We start from the raw sequence: 14,313 nt of genomic DNA on the forward strand, positions 1-14,313 counted from the left end.
CTAATCTCTCATACTGAAATATAAATAATAAAGTGACAACGGATTATGCTTTCAAATTTATGGAAGCGTCAGGCTCCGCAAATGGTCGGAATTGATATTGGTTCCCATGAAGTAAAGGCCATTTTGCTGAGTAAGACTGCTGATGGATACAAAATATTAAGTCACGTAGCGGTTCCCGTAAAAAAGGGTGCTATTAACGATCATGATATTCGTGATACCGATGCCGTTGTTGAATGCCTCAAACAGGTAAAGCGTGCTTTGCCTAAATCGGTTAAATATGCTGCGGTTGCGGTTTCTGGTTCTGCTGTAATGACTAAGGTCATCTACATGGATGCCTCGCTTAGCGAAGAGGAAATGGAAGCGCAAATTGAGATTGAGGCTGATAACTTAATCCCCTATTCCCTTGATGAAGTCAGCATTGATTTTGAAACCTTAAACGTCAACAGTACCGATCCTTCTAAGGTCGATGTATTACTCAGTGCTTGCCGTACTGACAATATCGATGCCAGAGTTGATGCGCTTGATGAAGTCGAGCTAGAGACTAAAGTCGTTGACGTTGAAGGCTATGCCTTAGGTCGAGCGGTTGAGTTAGTCCTAGGCCAATTACCTGAAGGGGCTCGCCAGAAAGCGGTTGCCATGGTCGATATCGGCGCGAATATGACTACTTTCTGCGTTGTCGAGTCTGGCGAAACTACATTTATCCGTGAACAAGCCTTTGGTGGTGAGTTATTTACTCAGTCGATTCTCTCTTTTTATGGCATGTCTTATGAGCAGGCAGAAAAAGCAAAAATCGAGGGTGATTTACCGCGTAATTATATGTTTGAAGTGTTATCTCCCTTCCAAACGCAATTACTGCAGCAAATTAAGCGAACGCTGCAAATTTATTGTACTTCAAGCGGCAAAGATAAAGTCGACTATCTCGTCTTATGTGGTGGCACATCTAAACTAGAAGGCATGGCTAACTTATTGACCAATGAGTTAGGTGTTCACACCATAATTGCCGACCCTTTCCAAGGATGCCTGCACGCGGATGAATCCGTTAAAAATATACTGCAACCTAGCATTAGCAAATATATGGTTGCTTGTGGCTTAGCCCTGAGGAGCTACGGTCAATGGCGAACATAAACCTGCTTCCTTGGCGTGAAGAAGCGAGAGAAAAGCAGAAACGCGATTATATCGGCATATTGGCTGCGGTATTTTTGGGCTCAGCAATCTTAGTCTATGCAGCGCTGGCTTTACTCGAGATGATGACTGATGAGCAGCGAGCAAGAAATGCTTATTTACAGTCAGAAATTCAGCAGCTCGAAGCTCAAATTGCCGAGATTAAAAAGATCACTGAACGTAAAAAAGATATTGAGCGTCGAACAGAAATTATTTTAAATCTTCAGCAATCCCGTAATTTGCCGACACACGTATTAGACGAGCTAGTGCGTATTGTTCCGCCAGGAATTTATCTATCGAGTCTTGAGAAAAAAGGCAGTTTGTTGCTCATTGAAGGTCGCAGTGAGTCGAATAATAACGTAGCAAATATGATGCGTAAGGTAAAAGCGTCTGAGTGGTTAACCGATCCCAATATGCAATCGATCGTTACCCAAGATGATGAGTTAAGACAATTGCAGAGCTTTAGTTTAAGGGTGAGCATCAAAGGAGCCATTGCTGAAGAGCCCGCAAAAGCGGCAAAAGGAGCGAGTAAATGAAGCTCGATCTCAGTCAGTTTAATGATATTGATTTTGAAAATATCGGAAGTTGGCCAAAACAAGTAAAAGTATTTTTCGCTATTTTGCTGGCTCTTTGCGTATTTGCAGCGGGATATTTTGTGGTGTTGTCTGATGCAATCGATGTGATTAATAATGAACAAAACAAAGAGTTACAGCTAAGAGACGATTTTCAAAACAAATATCAACTGGCCGCTAATTTAAAGCTCTATCGTGAACAACTTGCCGTAATGGAAGGGCAATTTGCCGAATTGCTGAAAATGTTACCTTCAGAAAACGAGATGCCCGGTTTGCTTGATGACTTAACCTTTGCAGCAACGGATGCTGGTTTACGGATTAAAAGTTTAAATTGGGAAGCTGAAATTCAGCGAGATTTTTATATCGAATTTCCAATTAAGATGTCAGTCACTGGTGATTATCACCAGATTGGCAATATGGTGAGTGGTGTTGCTAAGTTACCTCGTATTGTTAGTTTGCATGATTTTACGATCAAACGTGATGATAGCGGTACTTTAACCATGGACATTCTTGCTAAAACCTATCGCTTTAAAGAAGGGGCAGAGTTACCCCCCGAAAAGCCTGCTAACAAGGGGAAGAAATAATGAAACTCTTACCTCTGTTAGGGATAAGTCTTTTTTTAATCGGGTGTGTTGGCGATCGTAGTGATTTAGAGCTATTTGTTACTACAACTAAAGCACAGCATGTGGCGCATATTCCACCCTTAAAAGAACCGCCAAAGTTTGAGCATTTTGCCTACCAGGCTGAGTTAATGCGTAGTCCCTTTGTTCCGCCTTCTCGCGAATTAACCGAAGAAGTCGTTGATACCAGTAAAAACTGCTTACAACCGGATTTAAAACGTCGTAAAGGCCGTTTAGAAACTTATGCTTTAGACAACCTAAAAATGCGCGGTACGTTAAGTGAAGCTAATGTAACTTGGGCGCTGATTGAAACGAATGATGGCAGTGTATATCGGATGGGCGTGGGTGAGTATCTAGGGTTGTTTAACGGACGTATAGCGAAAGTGACTCCACAGAATGTGGAAGTTGTAGAATTAATTCCAGATGGTACGGGTTGTTGGTCAGAGCGTACAAACAACATCGAACTTTCTGGAAAATAACAAGCGAAGGATGAGGGAACAATGAAATCTTCTGCCGCGATAAAAATCCCGTTATCGTTTTTATCTTCAGGCTTAGTTAAGTCTGTTATTGGGATCGCATTACTATTTGGATTTTTGCCATCGAGCTTTGCGGCAAATCGGCTAATGGATGTGAAATACCATGCTTTAGTCGATCATCAGTTAGAGGTTGAGTTAATATTTGAGGATGCGATTTCGGCTCCACAAATTGATTCAAATGCATCGCCTGCTGAGCTGGTATTGACCTTTGATGATAGTATTTCTGGTCTTTCTAAAGATCGCTTACCGATTAATCAGGTCGGTGTTAAAGATCTAGTGACCTCGCAGCAAGATGCGCGTTTAACAGTGACTTTAGGTTTATCCAAAGTCAAACCTTATCAAGGTAGCGTAGTTGGTAATTCTTATCGCTTAACCATTAATGATGAGGTTGTGAATTCTCTGGCAACAGCAAATAGCCCATTTGTAAATAGTATTAAAAATATTGATTTTCGACGTAATGAAAATGGCGGTGGCGATTTATTAGTCTACCTAAATAGCCGCTCTGTTGCGGCCAACGTTGAGCAAATTGGTGCCAAACTTGAGGTTCAGCTTTACAACACTGACATCAACAATGACTTGTTGTATGTGATGGATGTACAGGATTTTTCTACGCCAGTTAAAAACTTTGAAACCTTTAAAGATGACTTAACGACTCGCATCATAGTTGATGTATCGGGTAATTATGAGTTCAATTATAAGCAGGAAGATAACCTCTTTAGGTTGTCGATTAATAAGGTTGAACGTACTGTAGCGACTAAAGATATTAAGAAATATAACGGTAAGACCCTTTCATTAAACTTCCAGAATATTTCTGTTCGTACCGTATTACAGATTATTGCTGACTATAACAACTTTAACTTAGTGACCAGTGATACTGTTGAGGGAGATATTACTCTTAGGCTTGACGATGTACCTTGGGACCAAGCACTGGATTTGATTTTGCAAACCAAAGGACTCGATAAACGCATCGAAGGTAATATTTTGATGGTGGCGCCGAGTGAAGAACTTGCGATTCGCGAAAGTCAAAATCTCAAAAGTAAACAGGAAGTTAAAGAGCTTGCGCCGCTTTATTCTGAGTATCTGCAGATTAACTATGCCAAAGCGACCGACATTGCTGAGCTATTAAAAGGCACTGACTCAAGTTTATTGTCTCCTCGCGGTTCTGTGGCCGTTGATGAGCGTACCAATACGGTACTCGTCAAAGATACCGCTGAAATCATCGAAAACATTCATCGTTTGGTTGAGGTGCTTGATATTCCGATCCGCCAAGTGTTGATTGAATCGCGTATGGTTACCGTAAAGGATGACGTGTCTGAAGATTTGGGTATCCGCTGGGGAGTGACTGATCAGCAGGGTGATAAAGGGACCTCTGGTTCTCTAGAAGGGGCCGGCGATATTGCCAATGGTACGATACCAAGTTTAGATAATCGTTTGAATGTGAACTTGCCTGCGGCCGTCACTAACCCAACTAGCATCGCCTTCCATGTGGCTAAGCTCGCCGACGGTACTATCTTGGATCTAGAGCTCAGTGCACTAGAGCAAGAAAACAAAGGTGAAATTATTGCTAGTCCTCGTATCACGACCTCTAACCAAAAATCGGCGTATATTGAGCAGGGTGTTGAAATTCCCTACGTACAATCCACGTCAAGCGGTGCGACCTCGGTGACCTTTAAAAAGGCGGTGTTGTCACTAAGGGTGACACCACAAATTACACCGGACAATCGTGTGATTCTGGATCTTGAGATTACGCAGGACTCACAGGGCAAAACGGTGGATACGCCGACAGGTCCAGCAGTAGCGATTGATACACAGCGTATTGGTACTCAAGTACTTGTCGACAATGGCGAAACCATTGTATTAGGTGGTATCTACCAGCAGAATTTGATTAGCCGGGTTAGCAAGGTACCTATTTTGGGAGACATTCCTTTGGTCGGTTTCTTATTCCGTAACAGTACCGACAAGAATGAGCGCCAAGAGCTATTGATTTTTGTAACACCTAAAATTGTGAATGAGAAACTCTAACTCTATGTAGTCGTTCGGATAAAGCCAGCACCACTTGCTGGCTTTATTATTTATAAAATACAATTCTTACCATAAATAGCGAGCATCACTTGCCAGACTAGACATTAAACTGAGATAATCCTCGGTCAAGTCTCATAAGAGCAAGGTAACATACAGTAGGTCGGCTTGATCATGAGTCGATATAGGCATACTTTTCATTAAGATTCAGACGTACAAGAAATGGCTGAAAAACGTAATATTTTTCTGGTAGGCCCAATGGGCGCAGGTAAAAGCACAATTGGTCGCCATCTGGCGCAAATGCTGCATTTAGAATTCCACGATTCAGATCAAGAGATTGAGCAACGCACTGGCGCTGATATTGCTTGGGTGTTTGATGTAGAAGGCGAAGAAGGTTTCCGCCGTCGTGAGGCTCAGGTTATTGCTGATCTGTCTGAAAAACAGGGTATTGTCCTTGCCACTGGTGGTGGTTCAGTTCAGAGCAAAGATATCCGTAATCATTTATCTGCTCGCGGTATTGTGGTTTATCTCGAAACCACTATCGACAAACAGGTTGCGCGAACTCAAAGAGACAAGCGTCGCCCATTACTGCAAGTAGATGATCCGCGAGAAGTATTAGAGAGCCTCGCAGAAATCCGTAACCCTCTGTACGAAGAAATTGCTGATGTGATCGTTAAAACTGATGATCAAAGTGCAAAGGTTGTTGCGAATCAAATCGTTGAGAAATTAGGTTTCTAGGCAGAATGACACAACAAATTCAGGTTAATTTAGGTGAACGTAGTTACCCCATTTACATTGGCCAGAGTTTGATGAGTGATAGCGAGACTTTGTCTCGCTATCTGCTGAAAAAACGTATCCTTATCGTCACCAATGAAACCGTCGCGCCCTTGTATCTAAACCAGGTTCAAGACACGATGGCTTCGTTTGGTGAGGTATCTAGTGTCATCCTTCCCGATGGCGAACAATTTAAAGATTTAACGCATTTAGATGTTATTTTTTCGGCTTTACTGCAACGTAATTATGGCCGAGATTCTGTGTTGGTGGCCCTCGGTGGAGGGGTGATTGGTGATATGACGGGGTTTGCCGCGGCATGTTATCAACGTGGTATCGATTTTATTCAAATCCCTACAACGCTTTTATCCCAAGTGGATTCTTCGGTTGGCGGCAAAACGGCGGTCAATCATCCTTTGGGTAAAAATATGATAGGGGCTTTTTATCAGCCACAAATTGTCATTATTGATACTGACTGTTTAAAGACCTTGCCGGCGCGTGAGTTTGCTGCGGGGATGGCGGAAGTTATTAAATATGGCATTATGTGGGATGCTGAGTTTTTTCAATGGCTTGAGGATAATGTTCAAGCACTAAAAAGCTTAGACACTCAAGCCTTAGTCTATGTGATTTCCCGCTGCTGCGAAATTAAAGCTGATGTGGTCAGCCAAGATGAAACAGAGCAGGGCGTGCGCGCGCTTTTGAACCTTGGACATACCTTTGGTCATGCTATTGAGGCTGAGATGGGCTATGGTAACTGGTTGCACGGTGAGGCCGTTGCTGCTGGCACAGTCCTTGCTGCTCAAACCGCTAAGTCTTTAGGATTGGTTGATGAGTCAATTGTCCGTCGTATTGTGCAATTGTTTCAAGCCTTCGATCTTCCTGTAAAAGCGCCGGAATCAATGGATTTCGACAGTTTTATTCAACATATGCGTCGCGATAAGAAAGTGTTAGGCGGTCAGATCCGGCTGGTACTTCCAACGGCCATTGGTCGAGCGGAAGTATTTAGTCAAGTCTCTGAATCTACCCTAGAACAGGTTATCTGCTGCGCATAAACCTTGTGTGGTGGATGAGTGACATTTCAGGGGCAAGTCTTGCTTCCCTCACAGGAAGCCCTCATACAAAGATTGCATCATGTTGCCAGTTATAGCGACCAATTGCTGGTGCTTGTTGGCGGCCAAGGTTCGGGCAAGACAACGCTGCTCACTGCATTAGCTACCGATTTTGATGATTCAAATGCGGCGCTGGTTATTTGTCCCATGCATGCCGATAACGCTGAGATTCGTCGCAAGATTTTAGTGCAGTTGATGTCATCCCCCATTTTTGATGATGAAATTCCCCTAGCCGAAACCATTCTGCGTGTAGCTCAAAATCAAAGTAAACCGTTACATATCATCATCGATGATGCTCATTTGCTCTCAAAAGAGCTATGGGCAGAATGCATCATACTCAATCAAATTCAGTGTGCGGGACAGCGGATAGCTGTGACCTTAACGGTTCCTCCAGCATTTTTAGCCGATTTATTGCCACAATTACCCGATTCTCTCCGGCGGCAGATCCTGCCTATTAGTATTGAACCGCTAAGTTTGCCTGAGCGGGAAGCACTGTATCAAACCTTGCTGCGATACAGTGACCAAAATCCATTTACTCCAAGAGACATTGTTCGCGCACAACTTGAAAAACAAACGGGTACTCCTCAGGAAGTCGTTACCTTGCTGGAACTGGCGCTACATGGCCAGAGTGAGAAGAAGTCAGCCTGGGTACAATATAAGCTAGCGTTGATTGGACTTTGCAGCTTGTTGATTACCTTTTTGATTTGGTTTGGATTAGCTCAACCCTTTTCCGATGAGCCCGTGCTCGACGTGGTCACTTATCCCGCATTGGATTCCGACGAGTTTTTAGCCCATGGTCAACGGATATTAACGCCCTATTTTAAACAACGTGAGGAGTCGTTAGCTCAGTCTTTATTATCGCAAGCGGCGCTGCAAGCCGATCCTTTGGCGGGATTTCATGGTGAAACTCCAGCCGAGAATGAGTCCGCCATAACACAACCGATTGATGAAGCCACAAGTAAGGCCGAAAACAATGTTGTGACTGCTAGTAACAATACATCACATGAAGATATCGCTAAGAACGATAACGTTCATCCAGCGAAGAACATCACGGCTGCATCAATAACTAATGTAAAAACTCGGCCAACGTCCGGTTATACCATCCAAATAGCTACAGTCTCCCAGCGTGACACAGTCGAGTCGCTGTTGAAAAAACTGCATTCTGTGCCGGATATTCGAGTCGCTAAATACAAACAATTTTGGGTGGTGCTGGTGGGGCAGTTTAGCGACAGTCAATCGGCGCAACAGGCTGCCGCAGAATTGGTCAAACAATATCGTTTGAGTCAACCCATGATAAAAAAATGGGCTGAGCTAGGTGGTTATCAATTACAAGATGCGCTTCCAAGCGGTGAAATTTCAGAATAAACAGAGTACAATCATGGCCTTTATTTTTGTCGGCATTCATCAAGTTAAATGATCAAAAAACATAGAGCCTTCCTGAAATGGGCTGGCGGAAAATTTAAATTGGTGGATGAGCTCTCGAACTATTTACCCACGGGTGAACGTTTAGTTGAGCCGTTTGTTGGCGCAGGTTCGGTATTTTTAAATACTGACTATCCCAGCTATTTACTCTGCGATATCAATCAAGACCTGATAAATCTCTACAACATAGTCAAAGAAAGGCCCTTGGAGTACATTGCGGCTGCTAAGAAGCTATTTGTCGATGAGATGAATCAGAAGGAAGCCTACTATCGCGTGCGTACAGACTTTAATAAATCTCGCGATCCTTTCCTGCGTTCGGTTTATTTCCTGTACCTCAATCGTCATGGTTTTAATGGCTTGTGCCGTTATAACCGCAAAGGCGGCTTTAATGTACCCTTTGGCTCCTACAAGAAGCCTTATTTCCCCGAAAAGGAAATCTTGGCCTTTTCAAAGAAAGCGCAACGCGCCGAATTTAAGTGCATTGGCTATGAAAAAGCCTTTGAACAAATCCGAATTGGTGATGTGATTTATTGTGATCCACCCTATGCGCCATTATCCTCTACGGCGAGTTTTACTACCTATGTCGGTGCAGGCTTTAGCTTAGATGATCAGGCGTTGCTCGCGCGTTATTCGCGGCATATGGCTCTTGAACAGCGCATTCCTGTTGTGATTAGCAACCATGATATTCCGCTGACGCGAGAACTGTATCGCGGCGCGCATCTCGCTAAGATCCAAGTGCAACGCAACATTAGCCAAAATGGTAGTGGCCGCAATAAAGTTGACGAGTTGATTGCTTTATACGATGAGACTTACGATCCGCAAGATGACTAATTACTGATGACGGAAGGTTTCAGTTATTTGCTTATCTAGCTAACGACTTGGCTAACCAGCAAAATAAGGCTGGCAACTAAGGCTATTGCTAACACGATTCCCATCAAAATGTACGGTAATGGTGAATTGGTCTGAAAGTCTTTTTGGCGATTTTTATCTGACTGCACCCCAAAGAAGGCGGCTATCGTACTGTGAAAGACTTGCCAGATCCGGCTTAGCATCAATAGGACTGTTGTGAATTGGCAGGTTTCATGTCATCGATAGGTTTATCTTGATGGCCATGGAGCAGTTCAAGCAAGTCGACAAAATGGAACTGGCTAGAGCGATTTTTGCCAGTAAGCCAAGTCTTCCAACTCAAGGTTTGTGCTTGTTCGGCACAACGGTTATTCGGATGGCTGCTAGGTAAGCTATTGTTGTAACGAGTATCACTACTGCAAGCGCAGGCGGAGGTATCGTTTCCTGCGGTCAGTTTTTCGACACCAAAGGCTAAGGAGGCGACTACCACTGCGGTAAATGCCAACATCATCGACGACTTAAATGTCACCGAGCCTAAAATGTGTGAAAACTGTGTTAACCGCCCTTTCATGATACTTCCCTTGAAATCATCAAATGATCCACGCTAGCTGCCCGAGTATAACAAACTCGCTTAGTTTATGAACAATAATTTATCAATCTTCACTAAAATCTTTCTAACGCTTCAGCTTCTCCTTGGACTTACCGTAGGTTGTGAGTACTGGAATTGAGCTTCTATCTGGCCTCAATCGCGATAAATGTGGCATTTGCTATAGAGGCATGGTCTAGCTAAGGGTAAAATAAGGCACTTTTTGTTCAATAGCAGCGAGTGTCCTATGCGCCCATTTTTAATTGCTCCATCGATTTTATCCGCCGATTTCGCCCGTTTAGGGGATGACGTTAAAGCCGTGTTAGATGCAGGGGCTGACGTAGTGCATTTTGATGTGATGGATAACCACTATGTGCCGAACTTAACCATTGGTCCTATGGTGTGTAAAGCGTTACGCGACTATGGCATTACGGCCGAGATCGACGTGCATTTAATGGTTAAGCCTGTTGATCGTATCGTGCCTGATTTTGCTAAGGCTGGCGCTTCTATTATTACTTTCCATCCCGAAGCCTCTGAGCATATCGATCGTACTTTGCAACTGATTAAAGAATCGGGTTGTAAGGCAGGTTTAGTGTTTAACCCTGCAACACCGCTGCATTATCTTGACCATGTGATGGATAAGTTAGATGTGATCCTGCTGATGTCGGTCAACCCAGGCTTTGGTGGCCAATCCTTTATTCCTTCGACCTTAGATAAATTACGCCAAGTGCGTGAGCGTATCGATGCGAGCGGTTTTGATATTCGCTTAGAGGTCGATGGTGGCGTAAAAGTGGATAACATTGCCGAAATTGCTGCCGCAGGTGCCGATATGTTTGTCGCTGGGTCGGCTATTTTTAGTCAACCAGACTATAAAGCCGTTGTCGATGAAATGCGTGCCGAGTTAGCGAAAGTCGAGGCCAAATGATGCGAGAACAGATTAAAGCGATTGCCTTTGATCTCGACGGCACACTGATTGACAGTGTGCCTGATCTGGCGGTCGCGACACAGGCGGCACTCGCCGAATTAGGTTTGGCAACGTGTACCGAGGCACAGGTGAGAACTTGGGTGGGTAATGGGGCTGAGATGCTTATGCGCCGTGCCATGAGCCACGCTTTAGGCGCAGACGTTGAGCAAACGGCATTAGATGCTGCTATGCCCATCTTTATGCATCACTATCAAGAAAATCTTGAGAAGCACAGCGCACTTTATGCCGATGTGCACCAAGTGCTACAAACTCTGTTTGACGCTGGATTTAAGCTGGCAGTGGTGACAAACAAACCCTACCGCTTTACTTTGCCGCTGCTTGAGGCCTTTAAGATTAATGATTTCTTTAGCTTAGTGCTTGGCGGCGATTCGCTGGCGAAGATGAAGCCGGATCCATTACCGCTAGAGCATTTATTAGCGCAATGGCAACTCGATAAAAGTGAGTTGTTGATGGTGGGCGATTCTAAAAATGACATTTTAGCGGCTAAAGCTGCAGGTGTTGCATCAATCGGCTTGACCTATGGCTACAACTACGGTGAAGATATTGGGCTCACTGGCCCTGACGCGGTGTGCGAGCAGTTTGCCGAGATCCTTAGCTGGCTAAATGTCGGCCAGGCAGTTTAATCGAATCTTTTTATCTTTATTTGGAGCAATGACGTAATGACCAAACCCATAGTACTCAGCGGTGCACAGCCGTCCGGCGAATTAACCATAGGTAACTACATGGGTGCATTGCGTCAATGGGTTGCCATGCAAGATAGCCACGACTGCCTTTATTGCGTGGTGGATTTGCATGCTATTACCGTGCGCCAAGATCCTCAAGCATTGCGTGAAGCCTGCTTAGATACGCTTGCATTGTATTTAGCCTGCGGCGTCGATCCAAAGAAGAGCACGGTATTTATCCAATCTCAAGTGCCGCAGCACACTCAGCTGGGTTGGGCGTTAAATTGCTACACCCAAATGGGTGAATTAAGCCGTATGACGCAGTTTAAGGATAAGTCACAAAAGCACGCCAACAATATTAACGTCGGTCTGTTTGGTTATCCTGTACTGATGGCGGCGGATATTCTGCTGTATCAAGCGAATGAAATTCCAGTTGGTCAAGATCAGAAGCAACATCTTGAGTTAACACGTGATATCGCCACTCGCTTTAACAACGCTTACGGCGAGACATTTACCATTCCTGAGCCTTTTATTCCTGAGCATGGCGCTAAGGTGATGTCGCTACAGGACCCTCTGAAGAAGATGTCAAAGTCAGACGATAACCGTAACAACGTGATTGGCCTGCTTGAAGATCCAAAAGCGGTCATGAAAAAGCTGAAAAAAGCCATGACCGACAGTGACGAGCCGCCAGTCGTGCGTTTCGATATGGAAAACAAGCCAGGCGTATCTAACCTGCTGAGTTTAATGTCGGGTATTACGGGCCAAAGCATTGCCAGCCTCGAAGCCGAGTTTGAAGGCAAGATGTATGGTCATTTAAAAGGCGCTGCGGGTGAAGCGGTAGTAGGGATGTTAGAGCCACTGCAAGAGCGTTATCGTGCGCTGCGTGCCGACCGTGCTTACCTTGATCAAGTGATGAGAGCGGGCGCTGAAAATGCCCAAGCTCGTGCTGAAGTGACGCTTAAAAAGGTGTACGAGAAGATTGGTTTGTTAGTGTAATTTGCCCTAAAAAGCGCATTACACAACACGTTATTAAGCCGACCTATTCTTAGGTCGGCTTTTTTATGTCTGTTATTCACTGGGCTGTTTGATACAGAGCTAAGCGTTTAGGCCTGCGATTTTAACCAAGATGCAAAAGCTGCAATGGCGGGTTCATTTAGGCGTCGCTGTTTGCATAAAAAACAAAATTCAAAACCCGTATGAACATCGGGTAGATTTACCGCTACCAGTCGTCCAGTACTGATATCACCGGCCACCATAAAATCAGGGGCGAGGGCGATACCTTGTCCGGCAATCGCCGCCTCAATTGCCATCACTATGTGGCTAAAAATATGCTGTTGTTCGTTATTCAGGGGGATTTTATGCGCCGATGACCACTTATGCCAATCGAGTCCAAGTGGGCCTTCATCCACAATCAGTAATGCTTGTTGCTGAAAATTGCCCAAGTTAATCTCGCGCCATTTAGGATAAAGGCTAGGGCTACATACGGGGATCAGGCGTTCCTTGTGCAGTAATTGTTGCCAATAACCCCGTTGATTGAGTTTGCCTGCGATAAAGATATCGGCCGTGCTGGTGCTGAGATCGGGGTCTTGAGTGATCATCTCGAGGCGAATTTTAACGCTGGGATATTGGCGCCGAAAATCCGCTAACCTTGGGATCAACCATTTCACCGCAAATGAGCTGTATACCGCCAAACAGAGTTGTTGATTTGGGGTGTCGCGGATTTTGAGATTAAGATCGCTTAACTCATTAAAAATTCTTTCTAACTCAATAAATAAGCTCTGGCCTTTGGGCGTGAGCTGTAGTTTACGTCCCTGACGATCAAAAAGTTGTTCACCAAAGTACTCCTCCAATACACGCACTTGGTGTGAAACCGCGCTTTGGGTAATGCAAAGCTCGGCGGCAGCCTTGGAAAAATGCTGTTGCCTCGCGGCGGTTTCAAACACTTGCAGCGCACGTAAGGGAGGAAGCTTTCTCATGATTTTCAACGTTTAAACGATTTAGTATGAATTTAATTCATCTAGCATGAGAAAGCATCATTTCAGCTTAAGTTTTGCGAGGATTATCATGCGAGCATTGAGATTTACGGATAGCTAAAATGCAGCGCCCTGTTGTTATCGGTTTGATTTTATTGATAGTGGGTAATCTATTTAGTGCTTTTTACGATGTATCGATCAAATGGTTGCCAGAAGATGCTAATGCAGCCACTTTTCTACTCGTGAGACAAATCACTTCAGTACTCATGTTAACCCCGATTTGGTTGTACTCGCAGCGACCGCAGACGGAATATATTTCGGTTCACCTTTGGCGTGCCAACATAGGCTCGGTTGGCGCGCTTTTTTTAATTATTGGTTTGATGGCATTGCCTTTAGCCACAGTCAGTTCCCTGTTTTACTCGGCCCCCCTGATGATTATTTTGATGGGATACTGGTTTTTAAAGGAGCGGATCACAACTGGGCAAGTAATATGCACAGCGTTAGGTTTTGTCGGGATCTTAATTATCCTCAGGCCGAGCGAGATGAACTGGTTTGGATTAGCGGTGTTATTTTCAGCATTTACTTTTGCTATCAATCAGTTGATGCTTAAAAAAGTGCCCAATACTGAGCACCCGGTATTAACCTTAATGCTCTATAACTTGCTGGGGATTCCTGCGACTTTAGTCATTGCGGCCTTTCAGGGGGTGGAGGGACTGAGCTGGGAATTGCTCGCGGTTGCACTACTTAGTAATGCCTTTTTACTGATTTATCATTGGTTCTGTGTACTGGCTTACCGTAAAGCGCAGGCGAGTGATATTGCGATTGCCGAATATACTGGTTTGTTATTTATCGTTTTCTTAGGCTGGCTGTTGTTTGATGAATGGCTGGATAGCTTAAGTTGGCTGGGTGCCGCTTTGATTGTGCTGCCTTCGCTGTTTTTACCTTGGATAGGAGCGTTGGTGGAGAAGTCACCCAAGATGATGGATAACATACAGGTGAAGTCTTTAGGAATTGATACCGCGGTAAAAGGCGAGCCTAAACTTTAAGTGTT

General features: G+C 44.4%; 16 protein-coding genes. 13 read left to right on the forward strand and 3 right to left on the reverse strand.

The annotated features are described in order from the left end of the window. Positions 1-45: 45 nt before the first annotated feature. The 9 genes from JM642_RS01260 (at position 46) to JM642_RS01300 (ending at position 9,041) form a co-directional block, all read left to right on the forward strand. The gene (locus JM642_RS01260; protein WP_037424154.1) at positions 46-1,125 is read left to right on the forward strand and encodes a pilus assembly protein PilM; all 1,080 of its coding nucleotides are present in this window, start codon (positions 46-48) and stop codon (positions 1,123-1,125) included. After that, the gene (locus JM642_RS01265) at positions 1,113-1,697 is read left to right on the forward strand and encodes a PilN domain-containing protein (protein ID WP_203432536.1); all 585 of its coding nucleotides are present in this window, start codon (positions 1,113-1,115) and stop codon (positions 1,695-1,697) included. Before JM642_RS01260 ends, JM642_RS01265 begins: the two co-directional genes overlap by 13 nt. After that, positions 1,694-2,317: a type 4a pilus biogenesis protein PilO gene (locus JM642_RS01270; RefSeq protein ID WP_144345254.1), complete on the forward strand. Its 624-nt coding sequence runs from the start codon at positions 1,694-1,696 to the stop codon at positions 2,315-2,317. The genes JM642_RS01265 and JM642_RS01270 overlap by 4 nt, the downstream gene beginning before the upstream one ends. Further along, positions 2,317-2,832, forward strand: coding sequence for a pilus assembly protein PilP (locus JM642_RS01275; protein WP_169548316.1), 516 nt, complete (start codon positions 2,317-2,319; stop codon positions 2,830-2,832). The genes JM642_RS01270 and JM642_RS01275 overlap by 1 nt, the downstream gene beginning before the upstream one ends. A 21-nt stretch (positions 2,833-2,853) precedes the next feature. Further along, the gene (locus JM642_RS01280) at positions 2,854-4,911 is read left to right on the forward strand and encodes a type IV pilus secretin PilQ family protein (RefSeq protein WP_203432537.1); all 2,058 of its coding nucleotides are present in this window, start codon (positions 2,854-2,856) and stop codon (positions 4,909-4,911) included. Between the two features lie 219 nt (positions 4,912-5,130). Beyond that, positions 5,131-5,646, forward strand: a complete 516-nt coding sequence (gene aroK, locus JM642_RS01285) for a shikimate kinase AroK (protein ID WP_037424170.1) — start codon at positions 5,131-5,133, stop codon at positions 5,644-5,646. A 5-nt stretch (positions 5,647-5,651) separates the two neighbouring features. Then, positions 5,652-6,731 carry a 3-dehydroquinate synthase gene (gene aroB, locus JM642_RS01290; RefSeq protein WP_099457283.1) on the forward strand — a complete coding sequence of 360 codons (1,080 nt, stop codon included), beginning with the start codon at positions 5,652-5,654 and terminating at the stop codon, positions 6,729-6,731. Between the two features lie 18 nt (positions 6,732-6,749). Next, on the forward strand, positions 6,750-8,153 hold the full coding sequence (locus JM642_RS01295; RefSeq protein ID WP_144376023.1) for an AAA family ATPase: 1,404 nt from the start codon (positions 6,750-6,752) through the stop codon (positions 8,151-8,153). A gap of 48 nt (positions 8,154-8,201) precedes the next feature. Beyond that, complete coding sequence (locus JM642_RS01300) at positions 8,202-9,041, forward strand: Dam family site-specific DNA-(adenine-N6)-methyltransferase (protein ID WP_037424184.1); 840 nt, start codon at positions 8,202-8,204, stop codon at positions 9,039-9,041. 35 nt (positions 9,042-9,076) lie between these two features. Here JM642_RS01300 and JM642_RS01305 read toward each other — a convergent pair whose 3' ends face one another. Continuing rightward, positions 9,077-9,262, reverse strand: coding sequence for a DUF2970 domain-containing protein (locus JM642_RS01305; RefSeq protein ID WP_037424187.1), 186 nt, complete (start codon positions 9,260-9,262; stop codon positions 9,077-9,079). Continuing rightward, the gene (locus JM642_RS01310; protein WP_037425148.1) at positions 9,262-9,627 is read right to left on the reverse strand and encodes a hypothetical protein; all 366 of its coding nucleotides are present in this window, start codon (positions 9,625-9,627) and stop codon (positions 9,262-9,264) included. Before JM642_RS01310 ends, JM642_RS01305 begins: the two co-directional genes overlap by 1 nt. Positions 9,628-9,889: 262 nt before the next feature. On the opposite strand from JM642_RS01310, the gene rpe reads away from it, so the two are divergent. From rpe to trpS, 3 genes are read left to right on the forward strand one after another with little or no spacing between them, the layout of a single operon-like run. Then, positions 9,890-10,567 (forward strand): ribulose-phosphate 3-epimerase, encoded by a 678-nt coding sequence (gene rpe / locus JM642_RS01315; RefSeq protein ID WP_037424193.1) that lies wholly within the window; start codon positions 9,890-9,892, stop codon positions 10,565-10,567. Next, positions 10,567-11,250, forward strand: coding sequence for a phosphoglycolate phosphatase (locus JM642_RS01320; protein WP_086904102.1), 684 nt, complete (start codon positions 10,567-10,569; stop codon positions 11,248-11,250). Before rpe ends, JM642_RS01320 begins: the two co-directional genes overlap by 1 nt. Before the next feature lie 36 nt (positions 11,251-11,286). Next, on the forward strand, positions 11,287-12,285 hold the full coding sequence (gene trpS / locus JM642_RS01325; RefSeq protein ID WP_011718615.1) for a tryptophan--tRNA ligase: 999 nt from the start codon (positions 11,287-11,289) through the stop codon (positions 12,283-12,285). A 107-nt stretch (positions 12,286-12,392) separates the two neighbouring features. Here trpS and JM642_RS01330 read toward each other — a convergent pair whose 3' ends face one another. Continuing rightward, complete coding sequence (locus tag JM642_RS01330; protein WP_037424198.1) at positions 12,393-13,265, reverse strand: LysR substrate-binding domain-containing protein; 873 nt, start codon at positions 13,263-13,265, stop codon at positions 12,393-12,395. A 119-nt stretch (positions 13,266-13,384) separates the two neighbouring features. Between JM642_RS01330 and JM642_RS01335 the strand changes: the two genes are divergently transcribed. Then, positions 13,385-14,308, forward strand: coding sequence for a DMT family transporter (locus JM642_RS01335; RefSeq protein WP_144376025.1), 924 nt, complete (start codon positions 13,385-13,387; stop codon positions 14,306-14,308). The last annotated feature ends 5 nt before the right edge of the window (positions 14,309-14,313 follow it).

The organism is Shewanella sp. LZH-2, from assembly GCF_016859145.1.
In the GTDB taxonomy this organism is placed as follows: Bacteria; Pseudomonadota; Gammaproteobacteria; order Enterobacterales; family Shewanellaceae; genus Shewanella; species Shewanella xiamenensis.

Bases quoted from the DNA above. Each gene is read 5' to 3' on its own strand.
- JM642_RS01335 (WP_144376025.1), top strand. From the start codon at position 13,385: ATGCAGCGCCCTGTTGTTATCGGTTTGATTTTATTGATAGTGGGTAAT.
- JM642_RS01300 (WP_037424184.1), top strand. From the start codon at position 8,202: ATGATCAAAAAACATAGAGCCTTCCTGAAATGGGCTGGCGGAAAATTT.
- aroK (WP_037424170.1), top strand. From the start codon at position 5,131: ATGGCTGAAAAACGTAATATTTTTCTGGTAGGCCCAATGGGCGCAGGT.
- JM642_RS01280 (WP_203432537.1), top strand. From the start codon at position 2,854: ATGAAATCTTCTGCCGCGATAAAAATCCCGTTATCGTTTTTATCTTCA.
- JM642_RS01260 (WP_037424154.1), top strand. From the start codon at position 46: ATGCTTTCAAATTTATGGAAGCGTCAGGCTCCGCAAATGGTCGGAATT.
- JM642_RS01310 (WP_037425148.1), bottom strand. From the start codon at position 9,627: ATGAAAGGGCGGTTAACACAGTTTTCACACATTTTAGGCTCGGTGACA.
- aroB (WP_099457283.1), top strand. From the start codon at position 5,652: ATGACACAACAAATTCAGGTTAATTTAGGTGAACGTAGTTACCCCATT.
- JM642_RS01320 (WP_086904102.1), top strand. From the start codon at position 10,567: ATGCGAGAACAGATTAAAGCGATTGCCTTTGATCTCGACGGCACACTG.
- rpe (WP_037424193.1), top strand. From the start codon at position 9,890: ATGCGCCCATTTTTAATTGCTCCATCGATTTTATCCGCCGATTTCGCC.
- JM642_RS01330 (WP_037424198.1), bottom strand. From the start codon at position 13,265: ATGAGAAAGCTTCCTCCCTTACGTGCGCTGCAAGTGTTTGAAACCGCC.
- JM642_RS01265 (WP_203432536.1), top strand. From the start codon at position 1,113: ATGGCGAACATAAACCTGCTTCCTTGGCGTGAAGAAGCGAGAGAAAAG.
- JM642_RS01305 (WP_037424187.1), bottom strand. From the start codon at position 9,262: ATGCTAAGCCGGATCTGGCAAGTCTTTCACAGTACGATAGCCGCCTTC.
- trpS (WP_011718615.1), top strand. From the start codon at position 11,287: ATGACCAAACCCATAGTACTCAGCGGTGCACAGCCGTCCGGCGAATTA.
- JM642_RS01275 (WP_169548316.1), top strand. From the start codon at position 2,317: ATGAAACTCTTACCTCTGTTAGGGATAAGTCTTTTTTTAATCGGGTGT.
- JM642_RS01270 (WP_144345254.1), top strand. From the start codon at position 1,694: ATGAAGCTCGATCTCAGTCAGTTTAATGATATTGATTTTGAAAATATC.